The following is a 20,982-nucleotide window of genomic DNA, read 5'->3' as shown; positions in this document are numbered from 1 at the left end:
GCCTTCAGCGTTGATCATGAGGTTGACGGGCCATTTGGAGATCAACGGCCCCGTCAACCTCATGATCAACGCCAATTCGGCGGGGGTGGGAGGGGGCGGGGGTTAGGGGGTTTGGGGTTTGGGGGGTTCGCCGGAGTCCAGGACTGCCTGGGTCCAGCCGCCTTCGATGACGCCTGTCGCGTCCAGGACGGCCCAGTCGACCACGTCGGAGGTCTCCACCACCACCGGGGCTCCGATGCGGACGCTCTGGTCGGTGTTGGCGTCGCTGGCGCTCACGCCCACGATCCGCTCCGGGACCTCCCACGAGGTGACGCCCGCCCAGACGTACTCCGGGCCGTCGTCCCCGGGCAGGCCGTACTTCACCACCAGCTGCGACTCGGTGGGGAACCGACCGGCGACGAACCGGGCCCGCGCGTCACCGAGCGCGGCCCGGGCGGTGGCGACCGCACGGCTCATCGCGTCACCGGAGCGTGCGTAGCGCACGTCCGGCTGGATGCCGGAGAACAGCGTGGCGCAGGCGGCGGCGTAGTACCGCCCGTCCGGGCCGGGATGCCCGGCCGGCGGGCGCAGGCTGAGGAACGAGTCGGCCTCCGGGTCGGTCGCCGGGTCCAGTTCGAGGCGGAGCAGCACCGGGGCGGTGGCACCGTGCTGCTCCGGATTGCCGTACGCCACGGCGATGTCGTGCCCGGTGACCGTCGCCAGCACCGGCAGCTGCACGAACGCCGGCACCTCCTCGCCGGTGAGCCCGTCGGTCCAGTCCCGCAGCAGCCGGCGGGCCGCCCCGGTCATCACCGCACCCCAGGCGCGGGTGAGGTGGTCGGGCACCCCCTGGGTCTGCAACTCCAGCAGGCCGAATCGGCGCAACCCCTTCGTGGTGAACCACAGGCCCTCGGTGTCCGAGGAGTACGGCACCAGCACCCAGTCGACGAGCCGGATGCGGCCCTGCTCGTCCGGGAGGGACCGCAGCGCGGTCGCCGGGTCGAGGAATTGCAGACCGAAGACGTCCACCACGTCGCTGTCGACGGATTCGGCCACGGCCGCCGCGACCGCCCGGGCGGCCCACTCGTGTGCCGGCGGCCAGCCGGGCCGGTACTCGGCCTGGACGACCACCAGGTGCGTCGCCGCCGCCAGCCGGGCCAACTGCTCCTCGGTGGCGCCGAACGCGGTGAGCAGGTCCGGCGGCAGCTCCGGGAACTCGCTGATCGGCCGGGTGTCGACGCTCATCAGCGGACTGTCGAGCATCTGCCGGGCCAGCCCGTGCACCGGCTCGGCGAGCCGGCCGGTCAGGGCCGCCACCGCGGTCTTCGCACTGACCTTCGGCAGCCCCGTCATCGGCACCAGGTAGGTCGCGCTGAGCGACTCCGGCACCGGTACGGGCAGGAAGTCGTCAGTGATGAGCATGGTGGGATCCCCCGGTGGCCGTGCCGGTGTTGTCGAGGCGAACGCTACCCGGCTCGCCGTGCCCGGTTCAGCCGGACAGCACCAGACCCAGGTAGACCAGCGTGGTGACCACCTCGACGGTCGCGCCGAGGACGTCGCCGGTGATGCCGCCGAGCCGGCGTACCACGTGGGTGAGCAGCGCCAGCGCGACGGCGATCGCGGCGACGACGGCCAGCGGCCCCTGCCACGGACGGCCCGGCACCGCGGGCACCGCCAGCAGCACGACGGCGACCGCGCCGGCGGCCACTGCCACCGGGCCGACAGTGCCGGCGACCAGCGCGCCCAGCCCGTCGGGCCGGGCCGCCGGAACCCCTCGCCGGCAGGCCACCGTGACACCGAACCGCCCGGCCGCGGTCGCCGCGACCACCGCCGCGAGCGCAGCCGGCCAGGACCGGCCCGCCAGGTCGGCGAGCGCCGCCGCCTGCACCAGGAGTACGACCACCAGGGCGACCACCCCGAACGGGCCGACGTCCGGCTTCTTCATGATCTCCAGGGCGGCCGCGCCGCGCCGGTACGAGCCGAGCGCGTCCACGGTGTCGGCCAGCCCGTCCAGGTGCAGCCCTCGGGTGAGCAGCGCGGCGACGCCGACGGTGACACCTGCCGCCACCAGCGGGGGAGCGAGCGCGCCGGCCAGCAGCAGCACACCGGCCAGCAGGACGCCGAGCAGCGCGCCGACCACCGGGGCGAGGGTCATCGCGGTGCCGGCGACCGGGCGATCGATGCGCCCGGCCCGCACCGGCAGCGTGGTGAACGTGGTGACTGCCAGCCGGGCTCCCGCGAGCAGTCGCGGCTCAGCCGGCACGCAGGCCCGACGCTGGCTGCTCGTCCGTCCCGGTGCTGGCCGGGCCCGGCCCGGCCGGCACCGGCTCGGCGAAGTCGGGCTCGGTGACGTCCGGCTCGGTGAGGTCCGGGTCGGCGTAGCTCGGGTCGGTGGACTCCGGCTCGTCCCCGGCCGGGTCGGTGTCGTCACCGCCAGCCAGCGACGGGTGCACCGGCAGCGCGGCGGCCAGCGCCAGCACCGAGCGCAACAGCGGCAGCGCGACCAGCGCGTTCGCGCCCTCGCCGAGATCCAGCCGCAGGTCGAGCAGCGGGGTGAGGCCCAGCACGTCGGCGGCGAGCCGCACGGCCGGGTGCCCGCCGTGGTCGGCCAGCAGGCACCAGTGCCGGGCCTGCCCGGCCAGGTCCCGGCTCACCATGCCGGCGGCCAACCCGACCGGCCCGTCGAGCAGCACCGGCACCCGGCGGGCGGTGGCGCCGAGCAGCACGCCGGTGGCCACCGCCACGTCGCCGCCGCCCAGCTCGGCGAGGATGTCCTTGGCGCCACGTGACGAGCGGCGGGTGCGGTGCAGCGCGTCGCGGACCGCCGCGCAGCGGGTCATCCACGCCGCGTCGTCGATCTCGCCGGAGTCGGTGATCACCCGGCCCAGCACGGCGGGCGGCTCCGCGCCCGCGGTCGCCGCGAGCACCGCCGCGGCCGCCGCCTCGGTGCCGGCGCCGCACGCCCCGAGCACCAGCAGCTGTACGCCGGCGTCGGCGGCCTGTTCGGCCAACCGCCAGCCGTAGCGCAGCGCGGACTCCACCTGCTCCGGCGTGAGGGCCGGCTGGTCCTCGATCGGCGCGGCAGCCGGGGTGTCCACCACCTGCAGACTGGCGCCGCTCTCGGCGGCCAGCCGGGCCAACGCGCCCTGGCCGGCGCGGGCCTGCGCGGCGCGGCGCGCCGACTCACCGGCGACGGTGCCGGCCGACGCCCCACCGGCGTGGTCGCCGTGCAGCAGCAGCACCCGCACCGAGCCCCAGGCGGCTGGCGTGGAGGTGCCCTGGGTGGCGGCGGCGAAGCCCACCACCCGGTCCAGCACGCCCAGCCCGGCGCCCGGTACGTCCAGGGTGGCCAGCCGGTCCACCGCCTGCGGGCCCGCGTACTCGTCGGGCATCGGCAGTTCCATGCCGGGCTGGATGACCAGCCCGGTGGCCACCATCGGCAGCGCCATTGTCGGTGCGGCCCACGCGTCGCCCGGTTCCGGCGTCGGGGTGGCCGGCGGCGTGTGGGTCAGCACGTCGGGCAGCTGCACCTCGGGGGTCGGCTCGGTGTCGGCCAGGCTCGCCGCGACCGGCGCGGTGCCGGCGGCCGTCGCCGTGGTCACGGTGGCGGCCGGTTCGGTGGCGGGGGCGGCCGGTTCGGTGGCGGGGGCGGCCGGTTCGGTCGCGGCGGCCACCGACTTGAGCCAGACCGGCTGGCCGGCGACGACGAGCACGACCGCGTCGCAGGCATCGGCGACCGCGCGGTTGGCCGCGCCCAACGCGTCGGTGAACGCCCGGCCCAGCGGGGTGGTCGGCACCAGCGACAGCCCCACCTCGGGGCTCACCAGCACCACCCGGGCGGCGCACCCACGGATCGCCTCGGCCAGCTCGGCGATCGTCGCCACGTCGTCGGCGGGTTGGTGGTCGGGGTCGAGCAGCACCGTCACCCAGCCGCCGAGGTCGTCGACGAGCACCGTCTCGTTGGTCTCGGCGGACGCCAGCACGTCGGCCAGCCGGCGCGGGTCCTCGGTGGTCTCCTCGGTGGTCCAGCTGCCCGGCCGACGGGCGCGGTGCGCCGCCAGCCGGGTCGCCCACTCGGTGTCCTCCGGGTCGCCCTCGGGCGCGGTGGCGACGTAGCGGACCACCGGCGCGTCGGTGACCAGGGACTCGGCGAACTCGGACTTGCCGGACCGGATACCGCCGAGCACCAGGACCGTGTTCCACCCGTCTACGGACATGCCCGTACCTTAAGGCCGCCCGGGCTCGCGGTGCCTGCCGGCCCGGTGCTCGCCGTCGTTCAGTCGCAGTGTTCGAACCCGCTGCCGTAGCTGACCCCGCCGGTGGAGCCGCCCCACTTGACGCACGTCCCGGCGGCGCTGGCCCGCACCGGCCCGGCGTAGTAGTCGAAGGACCCGCTGTCGGTGCTGCGGGCCCGACCCTGCACCTCCAGGTACGCCGAGGCCGCCGACTTCGCGCCGACCGCGGTGTCCTTGAGGGTGACCACGCAGTTGGTGCCGGTGCCCGCGTGGTACAGCAGGAAGACCCGACCCTTGCGCTGCCCGTCGCCGCCGGTCAGCGTCGCCGAGTCGATCACCTGGTAGCCGCTGCCGCACGCCTGGGCGGCGGTGTACGGGTTGGGTCGGCTGGACGGAGTGCGGCTGGGCGTGGGTCGGCTGCTGGCGGTGGCGGTCGGCGGGTCGCCCGGCATCGGGGTGCGGGCGGGGTTGCCGCTGGTCGACGCGTCGACGGGGGAGCCGGACGGGCCGGCCGTCGCGGTGCGGCTGGCGCTCGGCGTCGTGCTGGGCCGAGGCCCGCTGGTCGTCGCGTCTCCGGGCGGCAGCGGAGCGTCGGCGACCGTCGCCGATTCGCCGGCCAGCGCGGGTGGCTGATCCGTTGAACCCGACTTCGCTTCGGGTCGAAGCGCCACCACGGCCACCGCGACGACGAGCGCGACGAGAGCGACAGCACCTGCCCCGACCAGCAGCGGACGACGGCGGCCCGATGGCCCGCTCCCGAGCGCGTCCTCCCGGGTCGGCTTCGGCTCGGTCGTCGCTTCGCTCGCCGGTGGGCGTAGAGCGGCGGGCCCTGCCGACACCGACCCGGCGGGCGGCGTCGCCGCGACCGACGGTGCGGAAGCCAGGCCGGCTGGCGGAAGGGGAGTCGGGCCGGCCGGCGGAACGGAAGTCGGGACGGCGGAGGCCGCGACGCCCGGGGTCGGAGCGGCCAGCGCCCACGGTGGGCGGGCAGAGACCGGGATGCTCGCCAGGGTGGCGTCGCGGGCATCGGCGGCGGCAGCGGCCAACTCAGCGGCGCTGCCGAACCGGTCCTCCGGACGCTTGGCCAGCGCGCGGGCCACCACGGCGGCGACCGCCGGCGGAGTGTCCGCCGGTAGCGCCGCCGGGTCCTCCTGGGCGTGCCGCAGCGCCACCGCGAGGGGATTGTCACCGTGGAAGGGCGGCTGCCCGGCAAGGCAGAAGTACGCCACAGCGCCGAGCGCGTAGACGTCGGTGGCGGCCGAGACGGGCTGCCCGGTGGCCTGCTCGGGGGACATGTACGAGGCGGTGCCGAGCACCATGTTCGCGGCGGTGAGCCCGGCCATGTGCCGGGACCGGGCGATGCCGAAGTCGACGAGCACCACGGTGCCGTCGGCCTTGACCAGCAGGTTGCCCGGCTTCACATCCCGGTGCACGATGCCGGCGAGGTGGGCGGTGTGCAGCGCGTCCGCGGCCTGGGCCAGCACCGACATGGTGGTGGCCGGATCCAGCCGCCCCACCGCGCGCACCCGGGCGGACAACGGCTCGCCCTCGACGTACTCCATCACCAGGTAGTCGACCTGGCTGCCGTCGTCGAGCACCGCCTGCCCCACGTCGTGCACCGGGACCACGCCCGGGTGCCGCAGCGCGGCGAGCATCCGCGCCTCGGCCCGGAACCGGGTGGTGAACTCCGGATCGGCGACCAGCGACGGCAGCAGCACCTTCACCGCGACCTCGCGTTCCAGCAACACGTCCGTGCCGCGCCAGACCGCGCCCATCCCACCTGTCGCCACCCGCTCGCCCAGCCGGTACCGGTCGCCGAGCAGCACTCCCCGCGTCAACACCGAGCCACCGTACCGGCCGGCGTCAATCGGATTGATCCACCCCGTGGGTTCCCTGCCGGGGCGAGCGAGCGGCCGTTGCGCGCCGGGCCGACTACGCTGGCGGGGGTTCGTCCCACGGGGACTTCAGCGGCGAGGGGAGACGCGGCATGGCGTGGAGCTGGCGGTACGAGGGCACTGACGGTCAGACGGTCGAGGGGCCGGCGGAGTCGTTCGGCAGCCAGGCCGACGCCGAATCCTGGATCGGTCAGACCTGGCGGGAGCTCGCGGCGTCCGGCGTCACCTCGGTCGCGCTCGTGGAGGACGACCGGGTGGAGTACCGGATGAGCCTGCTGCCCACGGCCGAGTGATGGCCTACGACCGCCCGGGCGGCGACGGGCTGGTCCTCGGCGTGCCCCGGGCGGCGTTCCGGCCCAGCCCGGTCTTCCTCGGCCTGGTCGCCCTCTTCGCGGTCAGCGGGGTGCTGACCTGGAACGGGTACGGCAACGTCCGGTTCAACGTGTTCCTCTTCGTGGTGTCCGGCTGGCTGGTGTCGCTCTGCCTGCACGAGTACGCCCACGCGGTGGTGGCCTACCGGGCCGGCGACCGGGACATCGCCCATCGCGGCTACCTGACGCTCAACCCGTTCAAGTACACCCACCCGTTGCTGTCGATCGTGTTGCCGGTGGTGGTCGTGCTGCTCGGCGGCATCGGCCTGCCGGGTGGCGCGGTCTGGGTGGACCGGCACGCCATCCCGGGCCGACTGCGGCACACCCTGGTCAGCCTCGCCGGCCCGGCGACGAACGTGCTGTTCACGCTGGTGTTGGTGGTGGCGGTGCAACTCGGCACCCGGTCGGGTGGCCCGGTGGAGTTCTGGGCCGGGGTGGCGCTGCTCGCCTTCCTCCAGCTCACCGCCAGTGTGCTGAACCTGCTGCCGGTGCCCGGCCTGGACGGCGGCAACATGCTCCAGCCGTGGCTCAACCCGCAGTGGCGCAAGATGTACGACCTGTTCGCGCCGTACGGCTTCATCCTGCTCTTCGCGCTGCTGTGGAACCCGCGCATCGGCGGGTGGTTCTTCGACGCGGTCTTCGCGGTCGGTGACCTGCTCGGTCTGCCCTCGTGGCTCTACGCCACCGGCCTGGAGCTGATCCGCTTCTGGCAGAGCTGAGCGGGCCCGGTGACGGGCGGAGCTGAGCGGGCCCGGTGACGGGCGGAGCGCAGCGGGCCCGGCCCGGTCGGCGTGGAGGTTCGCGCCGGCCGGGCCGGAACGGCGTCAGGGACGCTTCGCGGGGGACTCGGTCTTCGCCGGGTTCCGCTCGACGATCGGAGCGATAGCGTCGTCGATCGCCGTGAGCAGGTCGGCGTCGAGCTTCACCCCGGCCGCCTTCACGTTGTCGTGCACCTGGTCGGGGCGAGACGCGCCGATGATCGCCGACGAGACGTTCGGGTTCTGCAGCACCCACGCCACGGCGAGCTGGGCCATGCTGAGCCCGGCCTGCTCGGCGAGCGGCTTGAGCTGCTGGACCCGGGTCAGCACGTCGTCGTTCATGAACCGGGAGATGAACCCCGCACCCGACTTCTCGTCGGTGGCGCGGGAACCGGCCGGCGGCGGCTGGCCCGGCAGGTACTTGCCGGAGAGCACGCCCTGCGCGATCGGCGACCAGACGATCTGCCCGATGCCCAGTTCCTCGCTGGCCGGCACGACCTCGGCCTCGATGACCCGCCAGAGCATCGAATACTGGGGCTGGTTGGAGACCAGCGGGATGTGCAGCTCCCGGGCGAGCGGGTGGGCGGCGCGCAGCTGGTCGGCGCTCCACTCGGAGACGCCGATGTAGTGCGCCTTGCCGGAGTGGACGACGTCCGCGAACGCCTCCATCGTCTCTTCCAACGGGGTGCTGTAGTCGTAGCGGTGGGCCTGGTAGAGGTCCACGTAGTCGGTGCGCAGTCGGCGCAGCGAGCCGTTGATCGACTCGATGATGTGCTTGCGGGACAGTCCACGGTTGTTGCGGCTGGGCCCGGTCGGCCAGTAGACCTTGGTGAAGATCTCCAGGCTTTCCCGGCGCTCGTTCTGCAACGCCCGGCCGAGCACGTCCTCGGCCCGCCCCCCGGCGTACCCGTCGGCGGTGTCGAACGTGGTGATCCCCGAGTCGAGGGCGGCCCGGACGCACGCGAACGCCGCGTCCTCCTCGACCTGCGAACCGTGGGTGATCCAGTTGCCGTACGAGATCTCGCTGACCATCAGGCCGGAACGGCCCAGGTGTCGGAATTCCATGTACCGACCCTAGCCCTAGTGGATCATCATTGGCGACCGATGACTCAGAGCACCGGATTGGCGTCGGTGAGTAGTCGGTCGATCTCCTCCAGCACCTCGGCGCGATCGCCGTACACCGGGTCGATGAGCGGCACGCCGCGCCGGTCCAGCGCACCCCACCGCCCGTTGCCACTCTCGATCAGGAACGCCACCGGGTGGATGACCAGCATCGGGTGCGCCGGCGGGACCAGCACCGTGCCGGTGCGGTCCACCACACCCCGCCGGCCCGCCACGTCGACCACGGCCAGCCCCTCATCGGTGAAACCGTCGACCTGCCGGCCGTCGGCCAACTCCGTGACGAAGCCGTGGTAACGGGTGGGCACGACGATCCGGCCGGTCCGGTCGACCGCCCCCCACCCCTCGCGCCGCACCGCGGCCAGCCCACGCCGGAATGGTCTTACCTCGGCGAAGTTGGGTGCGACCTGCACCGCCCCGGTCGCGTCGATCGCCGTCCAACCGCCCTCGCCGACCACCCAGGCCAGGCCGTCGCTGAACGGATGCGCGGCCCGGAAGGACGGCGGGATCACCGTCGTACCGAGCAGGTTGATCAACGACCAGCGGTCGCTGTCCGGTCGGCGGACCCAGGCCAACCCGTCGTGGAAGGGCTGCGCCTCGGCGTACCGGGCGGGAATGACCACCTCGCCGTCCTGGCTGGTGTAACCCCACAGCTGCCCGTCCCGGTCCGGCAACGGGGGCCGGTCCCGGTCGAGGACCTCGTCCCGACCCCGGGGGTACGGCCCGAAGCCATCAGCCTCGGCCCGGACGGTGACCGCGTCGAGGGCCACCCGGACCCGCTCCAGCAGTTCGGCGTCGCCGGCCCCACGCAGGTCCAGCGCCTTCTCGAAGTGCTCGCACGCCTCCATGAGCCGCCCCTGGTCGTAACACGACCGCCCGGCGTGCTCGTGCAGCGCGGCCCGCAACCGGTCAGGCAACTCGACCGAGTTGGCCTGGGCGAAGAGCTGGTCCGCCTCGGGGAAGTCGCCGCGCCAGCGCAACACGTGGGCCAGCCGGGCCTGGGCCAGCGCGGTCCGGCGCAGCTCGCCGGTGGCCTCGGCGTAGGTGAGGGCGAGCCGGCCGTCGGCCAGCGCGTCGTCCAGCTCGCCGAGAATCCGCGAGGCCACCGCCCGCAGGCTGAGCAGCCGGGCCCGGGCGCGGTTGTCGACCGCCGAGCCCAACTTCTCGGTCAGCCGTCGCCGAATGGCCCGCAGGTCGTCCGGCTCGGTCAGTTCCTCGCGCAGGGTCACCGGATCCAGCCGCCAGCGGTACGCGGCCAGCACCTGCTCCGGGTCGCCCGGGTCGGCCAGCGACGGGCGGGTCACCACCGGCGGTGCCTCGGCAGGCGGCGCGGACACCGGCACGTTCTCCCCGTCCGCGCCGCTCCTCGGGCCGGGTACGGCCGGGGCCGGTGGCCCGGACGTCGGCTCCACCGACGCGGGTGGTCCGGACGTCGGCTCCACCGACGCGGGTGGTCCGGACGTCGGCTCCACCGACGCTGGTGGCTCGGAGACCGGTGCCGTGGCGGACGGTGTCGCCGAGGCCGGTGGCGCGGAAACGGGCGTTGTGGCTGGTGGCGCAGAGACGGGTGCCGCCGAGACGGGCACCGGCGGTGCGGACACGGACGCCGCCGGGGCGGGTGGTGCGGACACGGGTGTTGGTGGTGCGGATACCGGCGCTGCGGAGTGGGGCTCTGGCGGCGTGGGTGGTGCGGAGACGGGCGCTGTGCCGAGAGGCGGCGCGGAGACGGGCGTTGTGCCGAGGGGTGGCGCGGAAACGGGTTCCTGTGGCGCGGCGGACGCTGGGGGCGCGGAGACGGGTGCTGCCGGCGCTGCCGATACCGGCGGTGCCGGGGGAGCGGACACCGGCGTGATCGAGACGGGCGGTGCCGAGACGGGTGGTGCCGAGAACGGCGGTGCCGAGACGGGCGGGTTCGGGTCGTTCGCAGCCGTCACGGGCGGCGCGGCTTCCGCCGGCCACTCGTCGACGTACGGGCCTCCCTCCGGGCTCGCGCTCGGAGCGTCGACAGCGTCGGTCGGCTCGTCGGGTGGCGCGAGTTCGTCCGTCGGGTGGTACTCGACCGGGTTGGCGTCCTCATTGGGTGAAGCGGTGTAGGCCTGCTTGTCGACGTCGGGTTCGGCTGCGAGGTCGCGTTCGTCCTGCTGGTGGGGGATCGCGAGCAGCGGTGCGCCGGAGACGGGTTGGTCGTCGTCCACAGGTGCCGTGTCGAACGCGGGCTGCGGGTCGTCGTCCAGCCAGCGCCGGGGAGCACCGGAGACCGGGGCAGCGGGCGGCGCGGAGACGGGGGCAGCGGGCGGCGCGGAGACCGGGGCGAAGGCGTCGTCTGGTGTCGACCCGCTGGCGTCGGTCACGTCCAGGTGGGTGTCAGCCGTCGGCGTCGACGCCTCCGTGTCCGACGCGGCCGCTGTCGTGAAGAGGTCGGGGCTGCCGGCCGTCGACTCATCGTCGGTCGGGTCGTACTGCCGCTCGTCGGTCGTCGACGCACCCGGCGAGGAATCGGCGGGCTGAGCCGGGCTGAACCACGCGTCCGGCCCACGGACGCTCGCGACGTCGTCCGGTTCGCGAACGGGCGTGACCGGTTCTTCCGAGGGTGGCGGGGGTACGTAGCGGCGCGGCGTACCGGGGGCCGGCGGAAGCACCGGCGCGACGTCCATCGCCGGCGGCTGCGGGACAGTGCCGTCCGGGGACGCTGCCGGACCAGGAGCAGGCGCCACCGGCGTGGGGTCGTCCGGGCGCGGGGTGGGTCGGGTCGCTGGTGACGCCGGTGCCTGCCAGGTGGGCGGCGGGGCGACCGACGGGCGTGCGTCCGCCACCGGAGCCACCCGCTCCGGCGGGTACGAGCGCTGCGGAGCGTCCGGCCGCTGCGGCGGGTACGGGTGTTGCGGCGCGGCTGGGTGTTGCGGCGCGGCCGGTCGATCGGCGGAGTGCTGCCGCTCCGTGGACGGCGAACGGTCCGGCGTGACCGGGCGGCGGTCGGTTGGCGGGTTGCCGAACAGCGGGTCGCCGACCCGACGGTGATCCGGTCCCGGCTCCTCGCCGCGCCGCTGGTCCACCGGGCGGTCCCCGGTGTCCGGGCCGGGGTAACGCGGCGGCGGGGTGTGACGCGCCCCGGCCGTCGACGGCGGTTCGGTCAGCGGTCGGCGTGTGGGTGCTGGCGGGCCATCGGACCGCTCGTCTGCGCCGGGCGGCTCCACCGGCGCGGACAGGTACTCCAGCCGCAGGCGGGCGGCGGGCGGTCCCGAGACGGGCAGGTCGGCGGCGGGCGACACCGGAGCTGCGGACACCGGGCCCGGCGACACCGGGGCTGCGGACACCGGTCGCTCCGGGCCGGGGGGCGCGGGGGCGACGGGTACCGGCGACACCGGCCGGTCCGGGAAGACGGGGGAGACCGGGGCGGCCGACACCGGCCGGTTCCAACCCGAGGGCGCGGGGGAGACGGGTGCCGGCGAGACCGGCCGGTCCGATCCGGGGGACACGGGTGCCTGCGATGCCGGCCGGTCCCAGCCGGGCGAGACAGGTGCCGGCGAGACCGGCCGGTCCCAACCGGGGGACACGGGTGCCGGCGAGACCGGTCGCTCCGGCGAGGCCGGTGGGACCGGCGTGGCGCGGCCGGCCGTGGGCGGCGCAGTCGCGGCCGGACGTACCCCTCGCTCGTCGGGCCGCGCCGGGGCGGCCGCCGGTCGCTCGTCGGGCCGTACCGGTCGGTCGTCGGGTCGGGACGGCGTGGCCGGCGGCCGTTCGGGCCGGGCGGTCGGCCGCGACGCGACGCCCGGGTCGGCGCCACGGTACGGGTCCGTGGTGCGGTACGGCTCCGGGCCACGGTGCGGCTCGGTGCGGTGCGGGTCTGACGTGCGGTGCGGGTCTGCGGTGCGGGGCGGCTCGGGGCGGTGGCCCGGCTCGCGGGCCCGGTCCGGGCTGCGGTCCTGGCGCACCGGACCCGGCGGTGGCCAGGGCAGACTGTCGCCCGACCGTTGGCCCGGCTGCGGCCGGGGCTCGCGGTACGCGTCCTCACGAGGCGCGTTCTCGCGGTACCCGTTCTCGGGGTACGCGTCCGGGCGGGCCTGTTCGCGGGGTCGCCGGTCCGGGTACGCCTCGGCGCGTGCTGCCGCCTCACGGGGCTGCTGCCAGTGCGGGTCGGTGTCGGGGCGACGCCGGTCGTCGTCGAGGCGGGACTGGCCGGGCAGGTCCGCCTCGGGTCGACGCCGTCGTCCACCGTTGGCTGCGGGAGCTGCGCCCATCCCCTCGTCCGCGCGGTAGCGCGAGTCTGGGCGGCGCAGGTCGTCGGCGGCCCGGTCCGGGTACCCGTCGGCGCGGTAGCGGGGGCGGCCGTCCACGGGTGCCCACGGGTCGACAGCGTCGGCGCTGCGGCCGTCGTGGTCACGGGTGGGTCGGACGCCGTACCCGTCGCCGGGGTGTCGTTCGTAGCCGGCCGCCGGTCGCTCCGGTGTGCCGCGTCGACGTGGCGCGTCGTCCGGCTCGGGCACCCAGCCGGGTTCGGGCCGGGGCGCCGGGGAGACCGGCGGTGTGCCCCGGTAGCCACGGTCCCGCTCGGTGGGCTCCTGCCGGGGGCGGCGGCTGTCGTACCGCTCCGGGGTGGGCTGGTCGCGGTGCCAGGCGGCTTCCCGCGCGGGTCCCCGTTCGTCGGCGGGGCGTCGATCGGACCAGGCGGTGCGCCGGTCCGACTCGGGGGAGCGGCGTTCCTCGCGGCGGGGTGGCTCGGGCAGCGGTCGACGGTACGGCTCGTGGTCGTAGTGCCGGGAGTCGGTGCTGTCGGGCCGCCCGTACGCCGAGCGCTCGTCGTCGCGGAGTCGGCCGTAGGCCGGTGCCCCGTCCGGCTCGTCGTCCACCCAGGACCGGCCGTGGGGTGGCTGTTCCGCCGGTGGTTCGTCGGACCACGACCGGCCGAGGTAGGTGCCGTCCGGGCGGGTGGGCGCGAGCGGCGGCACCTCGGCGCGGCCGGACACCGTCGCCCGCCCACGGGGTGGCGGCTGGTGCGGCATGCCGATGTCGCCGGGGTAGCGCTGGCCGGGAAACTGGGGGTGCCACTCGGTGGTCGGTTCGATCACCCAGGCCGGTTCGTTCGGGTCTGGCCACCGGTCGGTGTAGCGGCCGTTCATCCGGCGAGCCCGTCGCCACACCCGGCCGCCGGGCCGATCCTCGCCGGGAGTGAGCTGTCCGCAGCCGCCGCCGGGTGACCGCTGGGCGTCCGGTCGCCGCCTGCCACGCCCCGGTGGCCGGCTCGCGTCCGCTCGCTCACGCGTTGTCACCTCGTTGCAAATTGTCGCGCTGGGGCCGCACGAGCCGGTCAGGTCGCCGCTCCGGCAGGCCGTGGCTGCGGATGGAGGGTAACGGCGTGGGCTCGCTCACCGCCACTGTGGCGCCGCCCACCGGCGCAAACGTTATCCCATTGGTTTCGGACATTTGGGCCTATAACCGAATCTGGTCTCCGACCCTACCGCACTCGACGACCACCCGGCTCCGGCGGGAGTCACCGCAGCGGGTCAGGGATGTTCCATGATGAGGACGGCGAACGTGCCGGCGGCGAGCGCCTCGTAGTGGTGCGGGGCGTCGCCGGGGAACGTGGCGTAGTCGCCGGGGTCGAGTTCGACCGAGGCGCCCTCGGGCCCCACCCGCAGTCGACCGGCGGCGACCACCACGTGCTCGATGCTGCGCGGGGTGTGTCCCTGGCCGGTTCGGATCGCCCCTGGTTCCAGCCGGATCAGGTAGACGTCTCGGCGCAGGTGCGCCGTACCGGCACTGAGCAGCGTTCCGCTGAAGTCGGCCTGCTCGGAGCGGACGTGCGACCCGTCTCCCGCCCGGATGACCCGTACGACGTCGTCCACCGGCTCCACCAGCCGGCTGAACGGCACGCCGAGGGCGACGCCCAGGGACCAGAGTGTCTCCACGCTCGGGTTGCCGCTGCCCGACTCCAGTTGGGAGAGGGTGGACTTGGCCACCCCCGCCCGGCGGGCCAGTTCGGTGAGCGAGATGCCGACCCGTTCCCGTTCCCGGCGCAGGGCGGCGGCGATGGTGGCCAGCGGGGCAGCCGGTTCCGGAGGCATGCCTTCGCTCCATGGGTTCGAACGTTCGCTCTGGCGAACAACGGCAACCCGTTCAGCATGATGAACGCACCGCAGGATCCGCGCAGATACGGCGAAACTGCCGCCTCGAAGATGTCTGAGGCGGCAGTTTCGCCGATATCGCGCGGAGCTGGGGCGGCGGGGTCAGACCTTGTCGCCCAGCTTGACCTGGGGCGCCGGAGCGCGCATCCGGCGGAAGGTGATCGACCGCATGACCGCGTAGAGGTAGAGCGAGCCCATCCGCTGGTCGGACTTCGGGAAGCGCTCCCGGATCAGCTTGCTGATCTTGCGGCAGATCAGCACCGAGTCGATGACCACGCCCAGCGCCAGCGCGCCCCAGAGCAGGTTGGAGATCAACCGGACCGGCGCCGGCATGGCCGCGTTCGACCCGATCAGCACGATCAGCGCGCCGCCGAAGAACCAGGTGCCGACGGTACGCCGGGAGTCGACCACGTTGCGGGCCAGCAGCCGTTCCGGGCCACGGTCGCGGGGGCCACCCTCACGGCGGAACTCCGCTGCGGCCTCAGCGCGCAGTTGGCGGCGACGCTCCCGCTCCTCCTCCTTGGTGAGGGGGCGGCTCGGACCGGCCGGGCGGCGGCCGACGGTTGGCCGCTTGGGCGTCTCCCGACCCTTGGCCGGGGTGTAACCCCGGGGACGCTCGGCGGTCTCCTCGGGGGTCACCGAGGTGACGGCCTCGTCGACGAGGTCGGTGGACTTGCGGCGAAAGAGCGACGGCACGCGGCAAGGGTAGCCAACGGTCCACGCCCGGTGCACATCGCGGTGCACCGGGCGTGAAGAGTGTGTCGGTACTTACGGACGCTCGGCGTGCGCGCCGAGGTCGGCGAGCTTCGCCTCGAAGTCCTCGTAGCCTCGGTTGATCAGGTCGACGCCGTACACCCGGGAGGTGCCCTCGGCCGCGAGCGCCGCGATCAGGTGGCTGAACCCGGCCCGCAGGTCCGGGATGACCAGGTCGGCGGCGTGCAGCTTGCTCGGCCCGGCGATCACCGCGGAGTGCTTGAAGTTGCGCCGGCCGAAGCGGCACGGGGTGCCGCCGAGGCAGTCCCGGTAGACCTGGATGTTGGCACCCATCGAGTTCAGGGCCTCGGTGTAGCCGAGCCGCTGCTCGTAGACCGTCTCGTGGACGATCGACAGGCCGCGGGCCTGGGTCAGCGCCACGACCAGCGGCTGCTGCCAGTCGGTCATGAAGCCGGGGTGCACGTCGGTCTCCAACGCCACCGCGTTCAGCTCACCGCCGGGGTGCCAGAAGCGGATGCCGCCCTCCTGGCCGGGGTCGCCCAGCTTCGGCGCGCGGGCGTCGGTGACCTCGTACTCGCCGCCGACCGAACGGAAGATGTTCAGGAAGGTCATCATGTCGGCCTGCTGTGCGCCCAGCACCTCGACGTGACCACGGGTCGCCAGGGCGGCGGCCGCCCAGCTCGCCGCCTCGATCCGGTCCGGGATCGGCCGGTGGGTGTAGCCGTGCAGCTTGGGCACGCCCTGAATCTCGATCACCCGGTCGGTGTGGACCTTGATGATCGCGCCCATCTTCTGCAGGATGCAGATCAGGTCGATGATCTCCGGCTCCACCGCGGCGTTACGCAGCTCGGTGACGCCCTCGGCCATCACGGCGGTCAGCAGCACCTGCTCGGTGGCGCCGACGCTCGGGTACGGCAGGGCGAACTTGGTGCCGTGCAGCCCGTTCGGCGCGGACAGGTGCAAGCCCTCCGGCCGCTTGTCGACGGTGGCGCCGAACTCCCGCAGCGCCTGGAGGTGGAAGTCGATCGGGCGCGGGCCGATGTGGCAGCCGCCGAGATCCGGGATGAACGCGTGTCCGAGACGGTGCAGCAGCGGGCCGCAGAACAGGATCGGAATCCGGCTGGAACCGGCGTGCACGTTGATCTGGTCGGTGCTCGCGCTCTCCACGTTCGCCGGGTCGAAGACCAGCTCGCCGTCCTCGGTGCCGTCGGTGACCTTGACGCCGTGCAGGCCGAGCAGACCTCGCACCACCTCGACATCGCGGATCTTGGGCACGTCGAACAGCCGACTCGGGCTGTCGCCGAGCAACGCGGCGACCATCGCCTTCGATACCAGGTTCTTCGCGCCGCGCACGCGGATCCGCCCCTCGAGCGGAGTGCCTCCGTGCACAACCAGGACGTCGTCGGTCAACGCAACCTCCAGCGCGTCGGTGCTGCCGTGTTGATGGTGGGGCGCCTGAACGTTGTCGCTACCCCGGATGCGGCCATATCCAAACGGCCCGCGTGTGTCGTCGCTTGGGCAGCATAGCCCTCGGTGACGAAAAAGGACTCGGTCACATCGGCGTGTGTGGCATTAATCGGTGATCCGGCACTTTTGCGTACCAAGAACGCTACGGATCGTGATCAGGGCACCGCCGGCGGAGGAGTGTCCGCGCCAGGCAGGGCGAGCATCTGATCCAGCGCGACCCGGGCGTGGTGCGCGGTGTCGGCGTCCACCGTGATCTGGTTGACGACCCGGCCCGCGACCAGCTCCTCCAGGGCCCAGACCAGGTGCGGCAGGTCGATCCGGTTCATCGTCGAGCAGTAGCAGACGGCCTTGTCCAGGAACATGATCTGCTTGTCCGGGTGCGCCAATGCGAGCCGGCGGACCAGGTTCAGCTCGGTGCCGAGCGCCCACGCCGAGCCGGCCGGAGCCGCCTCGATCGTCTTGATGATGTATTCGGTGGAGCCGACGTAGTCAGCGGCAGTGACCACCTCGTGCCGGCACTCCGGGTGGACCAGGACGTTGACCCCGGGCACCCGCTCCCGCACGTCGTTGACGCTGTCCAGCGTGAACCGGCCGTGCACCGAGCAGTGCCCCCGCCAGAGGATCATCTTGGCGTCGCGCAGCTGCTCCGGGGTGAGCCCACCACCGGGCTTGTGCGGGTCGTAGAGCACGCAGTCGTCCAGCGACAGGCCCATCTCCAGCACCGCCGTGTTACGGCCCAGGTGCTGATCCGGCAGGAAGAGCACCTTCGACCCCTGCTCGAAGGCCCAGTCCAGGGCGCGCTTGGCATTGGACGAGGTGCAGACCACCCCGCCGTTGCGGCCCACGAAACCCTTGATGTCGGCCGACGAGTTCATGTACGTCACCGGCACGGTGTCACCCGCGATGCCCAGCTCGGTCAGCGTGTCCCAGGCGGCCTCCACCTGACCCAGGACCGCCATGTCCGCCATCGAGCAACCCGCCGCCAGGTCGGGCAGGATCACCCGCTGGCTGTCGGTGGTGAGGATGTCGGCGCTCTCGGCCATGAAGTGCACGCCGCAGAAGACGATGTACTCGGCGTCCGGGCGGGCCGCGGCCTCCCGCGCCAGCTTGAACGAGTCACCGGTCACGTCGGCGAACTGGATCACCTCGTCGCGCTGGTAGTGGTGCCCCAGCACGAAGACCTTGCTGCCCAGCTTCGCCTTCGCGGCGGTGGCCCGGGCCACCAGATCCGGATCGCTGGGCGCCGGCAGGTCGCCCGGACACTCGACGCCGCGCTCGGTGTCGGGGTCGCTGCCCCGGCCGAGCAGCAGCAGAGCCGTCGCCGTGTTGGAGGGTTCCACCCAGGTCGAAGTCACGTCATCCATGCTCCCACAGCGCGGGCGCGACGCAGCTTCGCTCGGTGTGGGCTGCCACACTGCTCGGCATGCGCGTGCTGCTCTGCCCGGACAAGTTCGCCGGCACCCTGTCCGCACCGGAGGTGGCCGCCGCCGTCGCCGACGGTTGGCGCACCGTCACCGACGGAGACGATCTGCTGATCCGGCCGCTCGCCGACGGCGGGCCGGGCTTCGTGGAGGTGCTCGCCGAAGCCCTCGGCGGTCGGCGGGTGCCGGTGTCGACGGTCGACCCGCTGGGCCGGCCGGCGGCCGGTGAGATCCTGCTCACCGCCGACGGCGCGACCGCCTATCTGGAGAGCGCGCAGGCGTGCGGGCTGCACCTGCTCTCGGCAGCCGAACGCGACCCGAAGACCACCACCTCGTACGGGCTGGGTCTGTTGGTGGCCGCAGCGGTGGAGAGTGGTGCCCGCACCGTGGTGATCGGGCTGGGCGGCTCCGGCACCAACGACGCCGGTGCCGGAATGCTCGCCGCGCTGGGCGTGACACCGCTCGACCCGGGCGGTGCCGCGCTGCCGTACGGCGGGGCGGCGCTCGCCGCCGTCGACGCGCTGGACGGCGCGCCCCGGCTGCGCGGCGTCCGACTGGTCGCCGCCACCGACGTGGACAACCCCCTGCTCGGCCTGCACGGGGCCAGCAACGTGTTCGGCCCGCAGAAGGGCGCCGACCGCGGTGACGTGCTGCTGCTCGACGCGGCACTGGAGCGTTTCGCGGCGGTGCTGGAACGCGACCTGGCCGGTTGCCCGACGGGGCTCGGCACGCTGCCCGGAGGCGGGGCCGCCGGCGGGATCGGCGCGGCGCTGCTCGCCCTGGGCGGCACCTGCGAGTCGGGGATCGGCCTGGTCACCCGGGCCACCCGGCTCGACGCCGCACTGGACACCGTCGACCTGGTGGTCACCGGTGAGGGGTCGTTCGACCACCAGTCGCTGCGCGGCAAGGTCGTCGCCGGGGTGGCCGGCGCCGCCCGCGACCGGGGAGTGCCCTGCGTGGTGGTGGCCGGGCAGGTGAGCACCGGCCGGCGGGAGGCCGCCTCGGCCGGGGTGACCGACGCGTACAGCCTGGTCGAGCACTTCGGTGGCGAGGAGGGCGGCGGGCTCGACGCCGCGCTCAGCCGACCCGCGGACGGGCTGCGCGAACTGGGCGCCCGGCTGGCCCGGCAGTGGAGCCGCTGAGCGCCCCGGCCGCCTGACGAGTGGGTCCACCTGCGGTGGGCGTCACGCCACGCGGGTGCACCCGGCCGAGGCGGCGTACGATCGGCGGAGGACCACAACCGGGAATCACTGGACGGCGCGCGACGTTGGCCAGTGCGTCCGGACCCAAACCGCGCAGGGAGACTTCCACGTGACCACGCCAGCGCAGACCGAGTCGACCGAGGCCCAGGCCCCTACTTCCGTCGTCCTCACCGACGTCGCGGCGCAGAAGGTCAAGGCCCTGATCGAGCAGGAGGGCCGCGACGACCTGCGGCTCCGCGTCGCCGTGCAGCCGGGCGGCTGCTCCGGCCTGCGGTACCAGCTTTTCTTCGACGAGCGTTCGCTCGACGGTGATGTCGTGACCGACTTCGGTGGTGTCGAGGTCGTCGTCGACCGGATGAGCGCCCCGTACCTTTCCGGCGCGACGATCGACTTCGCCGACCGGATCGACGCCCAGGGCTTCACCATCGACAACCCCAACGCGGGCAGCTCCTGCGCCTGCGGTGACTCGTTCAACTGAGTCACACCCCACACACCAGCGACGATGGGGCCGTTCTCCGGAACGGCCCCATCGTCGTACCGGTCGGGGGTCGCACCGGTCTGGGAGCGGTCCCGAAGGGGACCGTGGCGGGCTGGTTGCCGTTGTCCGACCGAGCGGTGACCATCGGGTTGCCGTGCCGGTAGGCTGACCGCGCCCTGCTCCCGACCCCGAGGGTTGACATGAAGATCGCCGTCACCGGCTCGATCGCCACCGATCACCTGATGAGCTTCCCCGGTCGCTTCGCCGACCAGCTCATCGCCGATCAGCTGCACAAGGTGTCCCTCTCCTTCCTGGTGGACGACCTGGTGCTCCGCCGCGGTGGCGTGGCGGCGAACATCTCCTTCGGGATGGGTCAGCTCGGCCTGCGCCCGGTGCTGCTCGGCGCGGTCGGCGCCGACTTCGCCGACTACCGCTCCTGGCTGGAGCGCCACGGCGTGGACTGCGACTCGGTGCACGTCAGCGAGGTGGCGCACACCGCCCGTTTCGTCTGCACCACCGACACCGACATGTGCCAGATCGCGTCGTTCTACGCCGGTGCGATGAGCGAGGCCCGCAACATCGAGCTGGCGCCGGTCGCGGAACGGCTCAACGGTCTGGATCTGGTGCTGGTCGGCGCCAACGACCCGGAGGCGATGCTGCGGCACTCGGCCGAGTGCCGCACCCGCGGGTACGCCTTCGCCGCCGACCCGTCGCAGCAGCTCGCCCGGATGGGCGGCGAGGACGTGGTGGCGCTGATCGAGGGCGCCGAGTACCTGATGACCAACGACTACGAGAAGTCGCTGCTGCAGAGCAAGGCGCAGCTGAGCGACGACCAACTGCTGGACCTGGTCAAGGTACGGGTCACCACGCTCGGCAAGCACGGTGTGGAGATCGCCGGGCGGGGCATCGACCCGATCCACGTACCGATCGCGCGGGAGATCCGGGCGGTCGACCCGACCGGCGTCGGCGACGGCTTCCGGGCCGGCTTCTTCACCGCGCTCTCCTGGGGCGTTGGCCTGGAACGCGCCGCCCAGGTCGGCTCGCTGCTGGCCACGCTGGTCCTGGAAACCGTCGGCACCCAGGAGTACGACGTCCGGCGCGACCTGTTCGTCAAGCGCCTCGCCGAGTCCTACGGCGACACCGCAGCCGACGAGATCCGCCCCCACCTCCTCCCGTAACCCCCCGCCGCCCCGCCCTACCCCGCCCTACCCCGCCCTACCC

14 protein-coding genes and 1 pseudogene are annotated in these 20,982 nt (G+C 73.7%); 5 read left to right on the top strand and 10 right to left on the bottom strand.

The window, feature by feature from the left end; all coding sequences use genetic code 11:
• Nucleotides 1-102: 102 nt before the first annotated feature.
• The 4 genes and pseudogenes from IF22_RS0131440 to IF22_RS0131425 form a co-directional block, all read right to left on the bottom strand.
• Nucleotides 103-1,401 (bottom strand): DUF2314 domain-containing protein, encoded by a 1,299-nt coding sequence (locus IF22_RS0131440; RefSeq protein WP_030337982.1) that lies wholly within the window; start codon nt 1,399-1,401, stop codon nt 103-105.
• Nucleotides 1,402-1,468: 67 nt separating this feature from the next.
• The gene (gene cobS / locus IF22_RS0131435) at nt 1,469-2,242 is read right to left on the bottom strand and encodes an adenosylcobinamide-GDP ribazoletransferase (RefSeq protein ID WP_030337981.1); all 774 of its coding nucleotides are present in this window, start codon (nt 2,240-2,242) and stop codon (nt 1,469-1,471) included.
• Nucleotides 2,232-4,196, bottom strand: a complete 1,965-nt coding sequence (locus IF22_RS0131430) for a bifunctional adenosylcobinamide kinase/adenosylcobinamide-phosphate guanylyltransferase (protein WP_030337980.1) — start codon at nt 4,194-4,196, stop codon at nt 2,232-2,234. The genes cobS and IF22_RS0131430 overlap by 11 nt, the downstream gene beginning before the upstream one ends.
• Nucleotides 4,197-4,582: 386 nt before the next feature.
• Nucleotides 4,583-6,055 (bottom strand): annotated as a pseudogene (locus tag IF22_RS0131425) (serine/threonine-protein kinase); the annotation flags it as partial.
• A 146-nt stretch (nt 6,056-6,201) separates the two neighbouring features.
• Here IF22_RS0131425 and IF22_RS0131420 point away from each other — a divergent pair.
• Nucleotides 6,202-6,402 carry a hypothetical protein gene (locus IF22_RS0131420; protein WP_030337978.1) on the top strand — a complete coding sequence of 67 codons (201 nt, stop codon included), beginning with the start codon at nt 6,202-6,204 and terminating at the stop codon, nt 6,400-6,402.
• On the top strand, nt 6,402-7,199 hold the full coding sequence (locus IF22_RS0131415; RefSeq protein WP_030337977.1) for a site-2 protease family protein: 798 nt from the start codon (nt 6,402-6,404) through the stop codon (nt 7,197-7,199). The genes IF22_RS0131420 and IF22_RS0131415 overlap by 1 nt, the downstream gene beginning before the upstream one ends.
• A 105-nt stretch (nt 7,200-7,304) precedes the next feature.
• On the opposite strand, the gene IF22_RS0131410 is transcribed toward IF22_RS0131415, so the two are convergent.
• The 6 genes from IF22_RS0131410 to nadA form a co-directional block, all read right to left on the bottom strand.
• The gene (locus tag IF22_RS0131410; protein ID WP_030337976.1) at nt 7,305-8,303 is read right to left on the bottom strand and encodes an aldo/keto reductase family protein; all 999 of its coding nucleotides are present in this window, start codon (nt 8,301-8,303) and stop codon (nt 7,305-7,307) included.
• A 44-nt stretch (nt 8,304-8,347) separates the two neighbouring features.
• The gene (locus IF22_RS36095; RefSeq protein ID WP_245233794.1) at nt 8,348-13,474 is read right to left on the bottom strand and encodes a WG repeat-containing protein; all 5,127 of its coding nucleotides are present in this window, start codon (nt 13,472-13,474) and stop codon (nt 8,348-8,350) included.
• A gap of 384 nt (nt 13,475-13,858) precedes the next feature.
• Nucleotides 13,859-14,419 (bottom strand): helix-turn-helix domain-containing protein, encoded by a 561-nt coding sequence (locus tag IF22_RS0131400; protein ID WP_030337974.1) that lies wholly within the window; start codon nt 14,417-14,419, stop codon nt 13,859-13,861.
• A 162-nt stretch (nt 14,420-14,581) separates the two neighbouring features.
• Nucleotides 14,582-15,175 carry a DUF3043 domain-containing protein gene (locus tag IF22_RS0131395; protein WP_030337973.1) on the bottom strand — a complete coding sequence of 198 codons (594 nt, stop codon included), beginning with the start codon at nt 15,173-15,175 and terminating at the stop codon, nt 14,582-14,584.
• 72 nt (nt 15,176-15,247) lie between these two features.
• Nucleotides 15,248-16,603, bottom strand: coding sequence for a UDP-N-acetylglucosamine 1-carboxyvinyltransferase (gene murA / locus IF22_RS0131390; RefSeq protein ID WP_030337972.1), 1,356 nt, complete (start codon nt 16,601-16,603; stop codon nt 15,248-15,250).
• A gap of 212 nt (nt 16,604-16,815) precedes the next feature.
• Complete coding sequence (gene nadA, locus IF22_RS0131385) at nt 16,816-18,015, bottom strand: quinolinate synthase NadA (RefSeq protein ID WP_030337971.1); 1,200 nt, start codon at nt 18,013-18,015, stop codon at nt 16,816-16,818.
• Between the two features lie 68 nt (nt 18,016-18,083).
• Between nadA and IF22_RS0131380 the strand changes: the two genes are divergently transcribed.
• The 3 genes from IF22_RS0131380 to IF22_RS0131370 all read left to right on the top strand — a co-directional run bounded on the left by IF22_RS0131380 (nt 18,084) and on the right by IF22_RS0131370 (nt 20,939).
• A complete protein-coding gene (locus IF22_RS0131380) occupies nt 18,084-19,223 on the top strand; it encodes a glycerate kinase family protein (protein WP_030337970.1) in 1,140 nt (379 codons plus the stop codon).
• A 169-nt stretch (nt 19,224-19,392) separates the two neighbouring features.
• Nucleotides 19,393-19,761 (top strand): iron-sulfur cluster insertion protein ErpA, encoded by a 369-nt coding sequence (gene erpA, locus IF22_RS0131375; protein WP_030337969.1) that lies wholly within the window; start codon nt 19,393-19,395, stop codon nt 19,759-19,761.
• Between the two features lie 200 nt (nt 19,762-19,961).
• Nucleotides 19,962-20,939: a carbohydrate kinase family protein gene (locus tag IF22_RS0131370; RefSeq protein WP_030337968.1), complete on the top strand. Its 978-nt coding sequence runs from the start codon at nt 19,962-19,964 to the stop codon at nt 20,937-20,939.
• Nucleotides 20,940-20,982 lie beyond the last annotated feature (43 nt).

The sequence above is a fragment of the Micromonospora parva genome, from assembly GCF_000718515.1.
Taxonomy (GTDB): domain Bacteria; phylum Actinomycetota; class Actinomycetes; order Mycobacteriales; family Micromonosporaceae; genus Micromonospora; species Micromonospora parva.
Note: the sequence above shows the minus strand (reverse complement) of the source record. Positions and strands in the feature narration are given on the sequence as shown.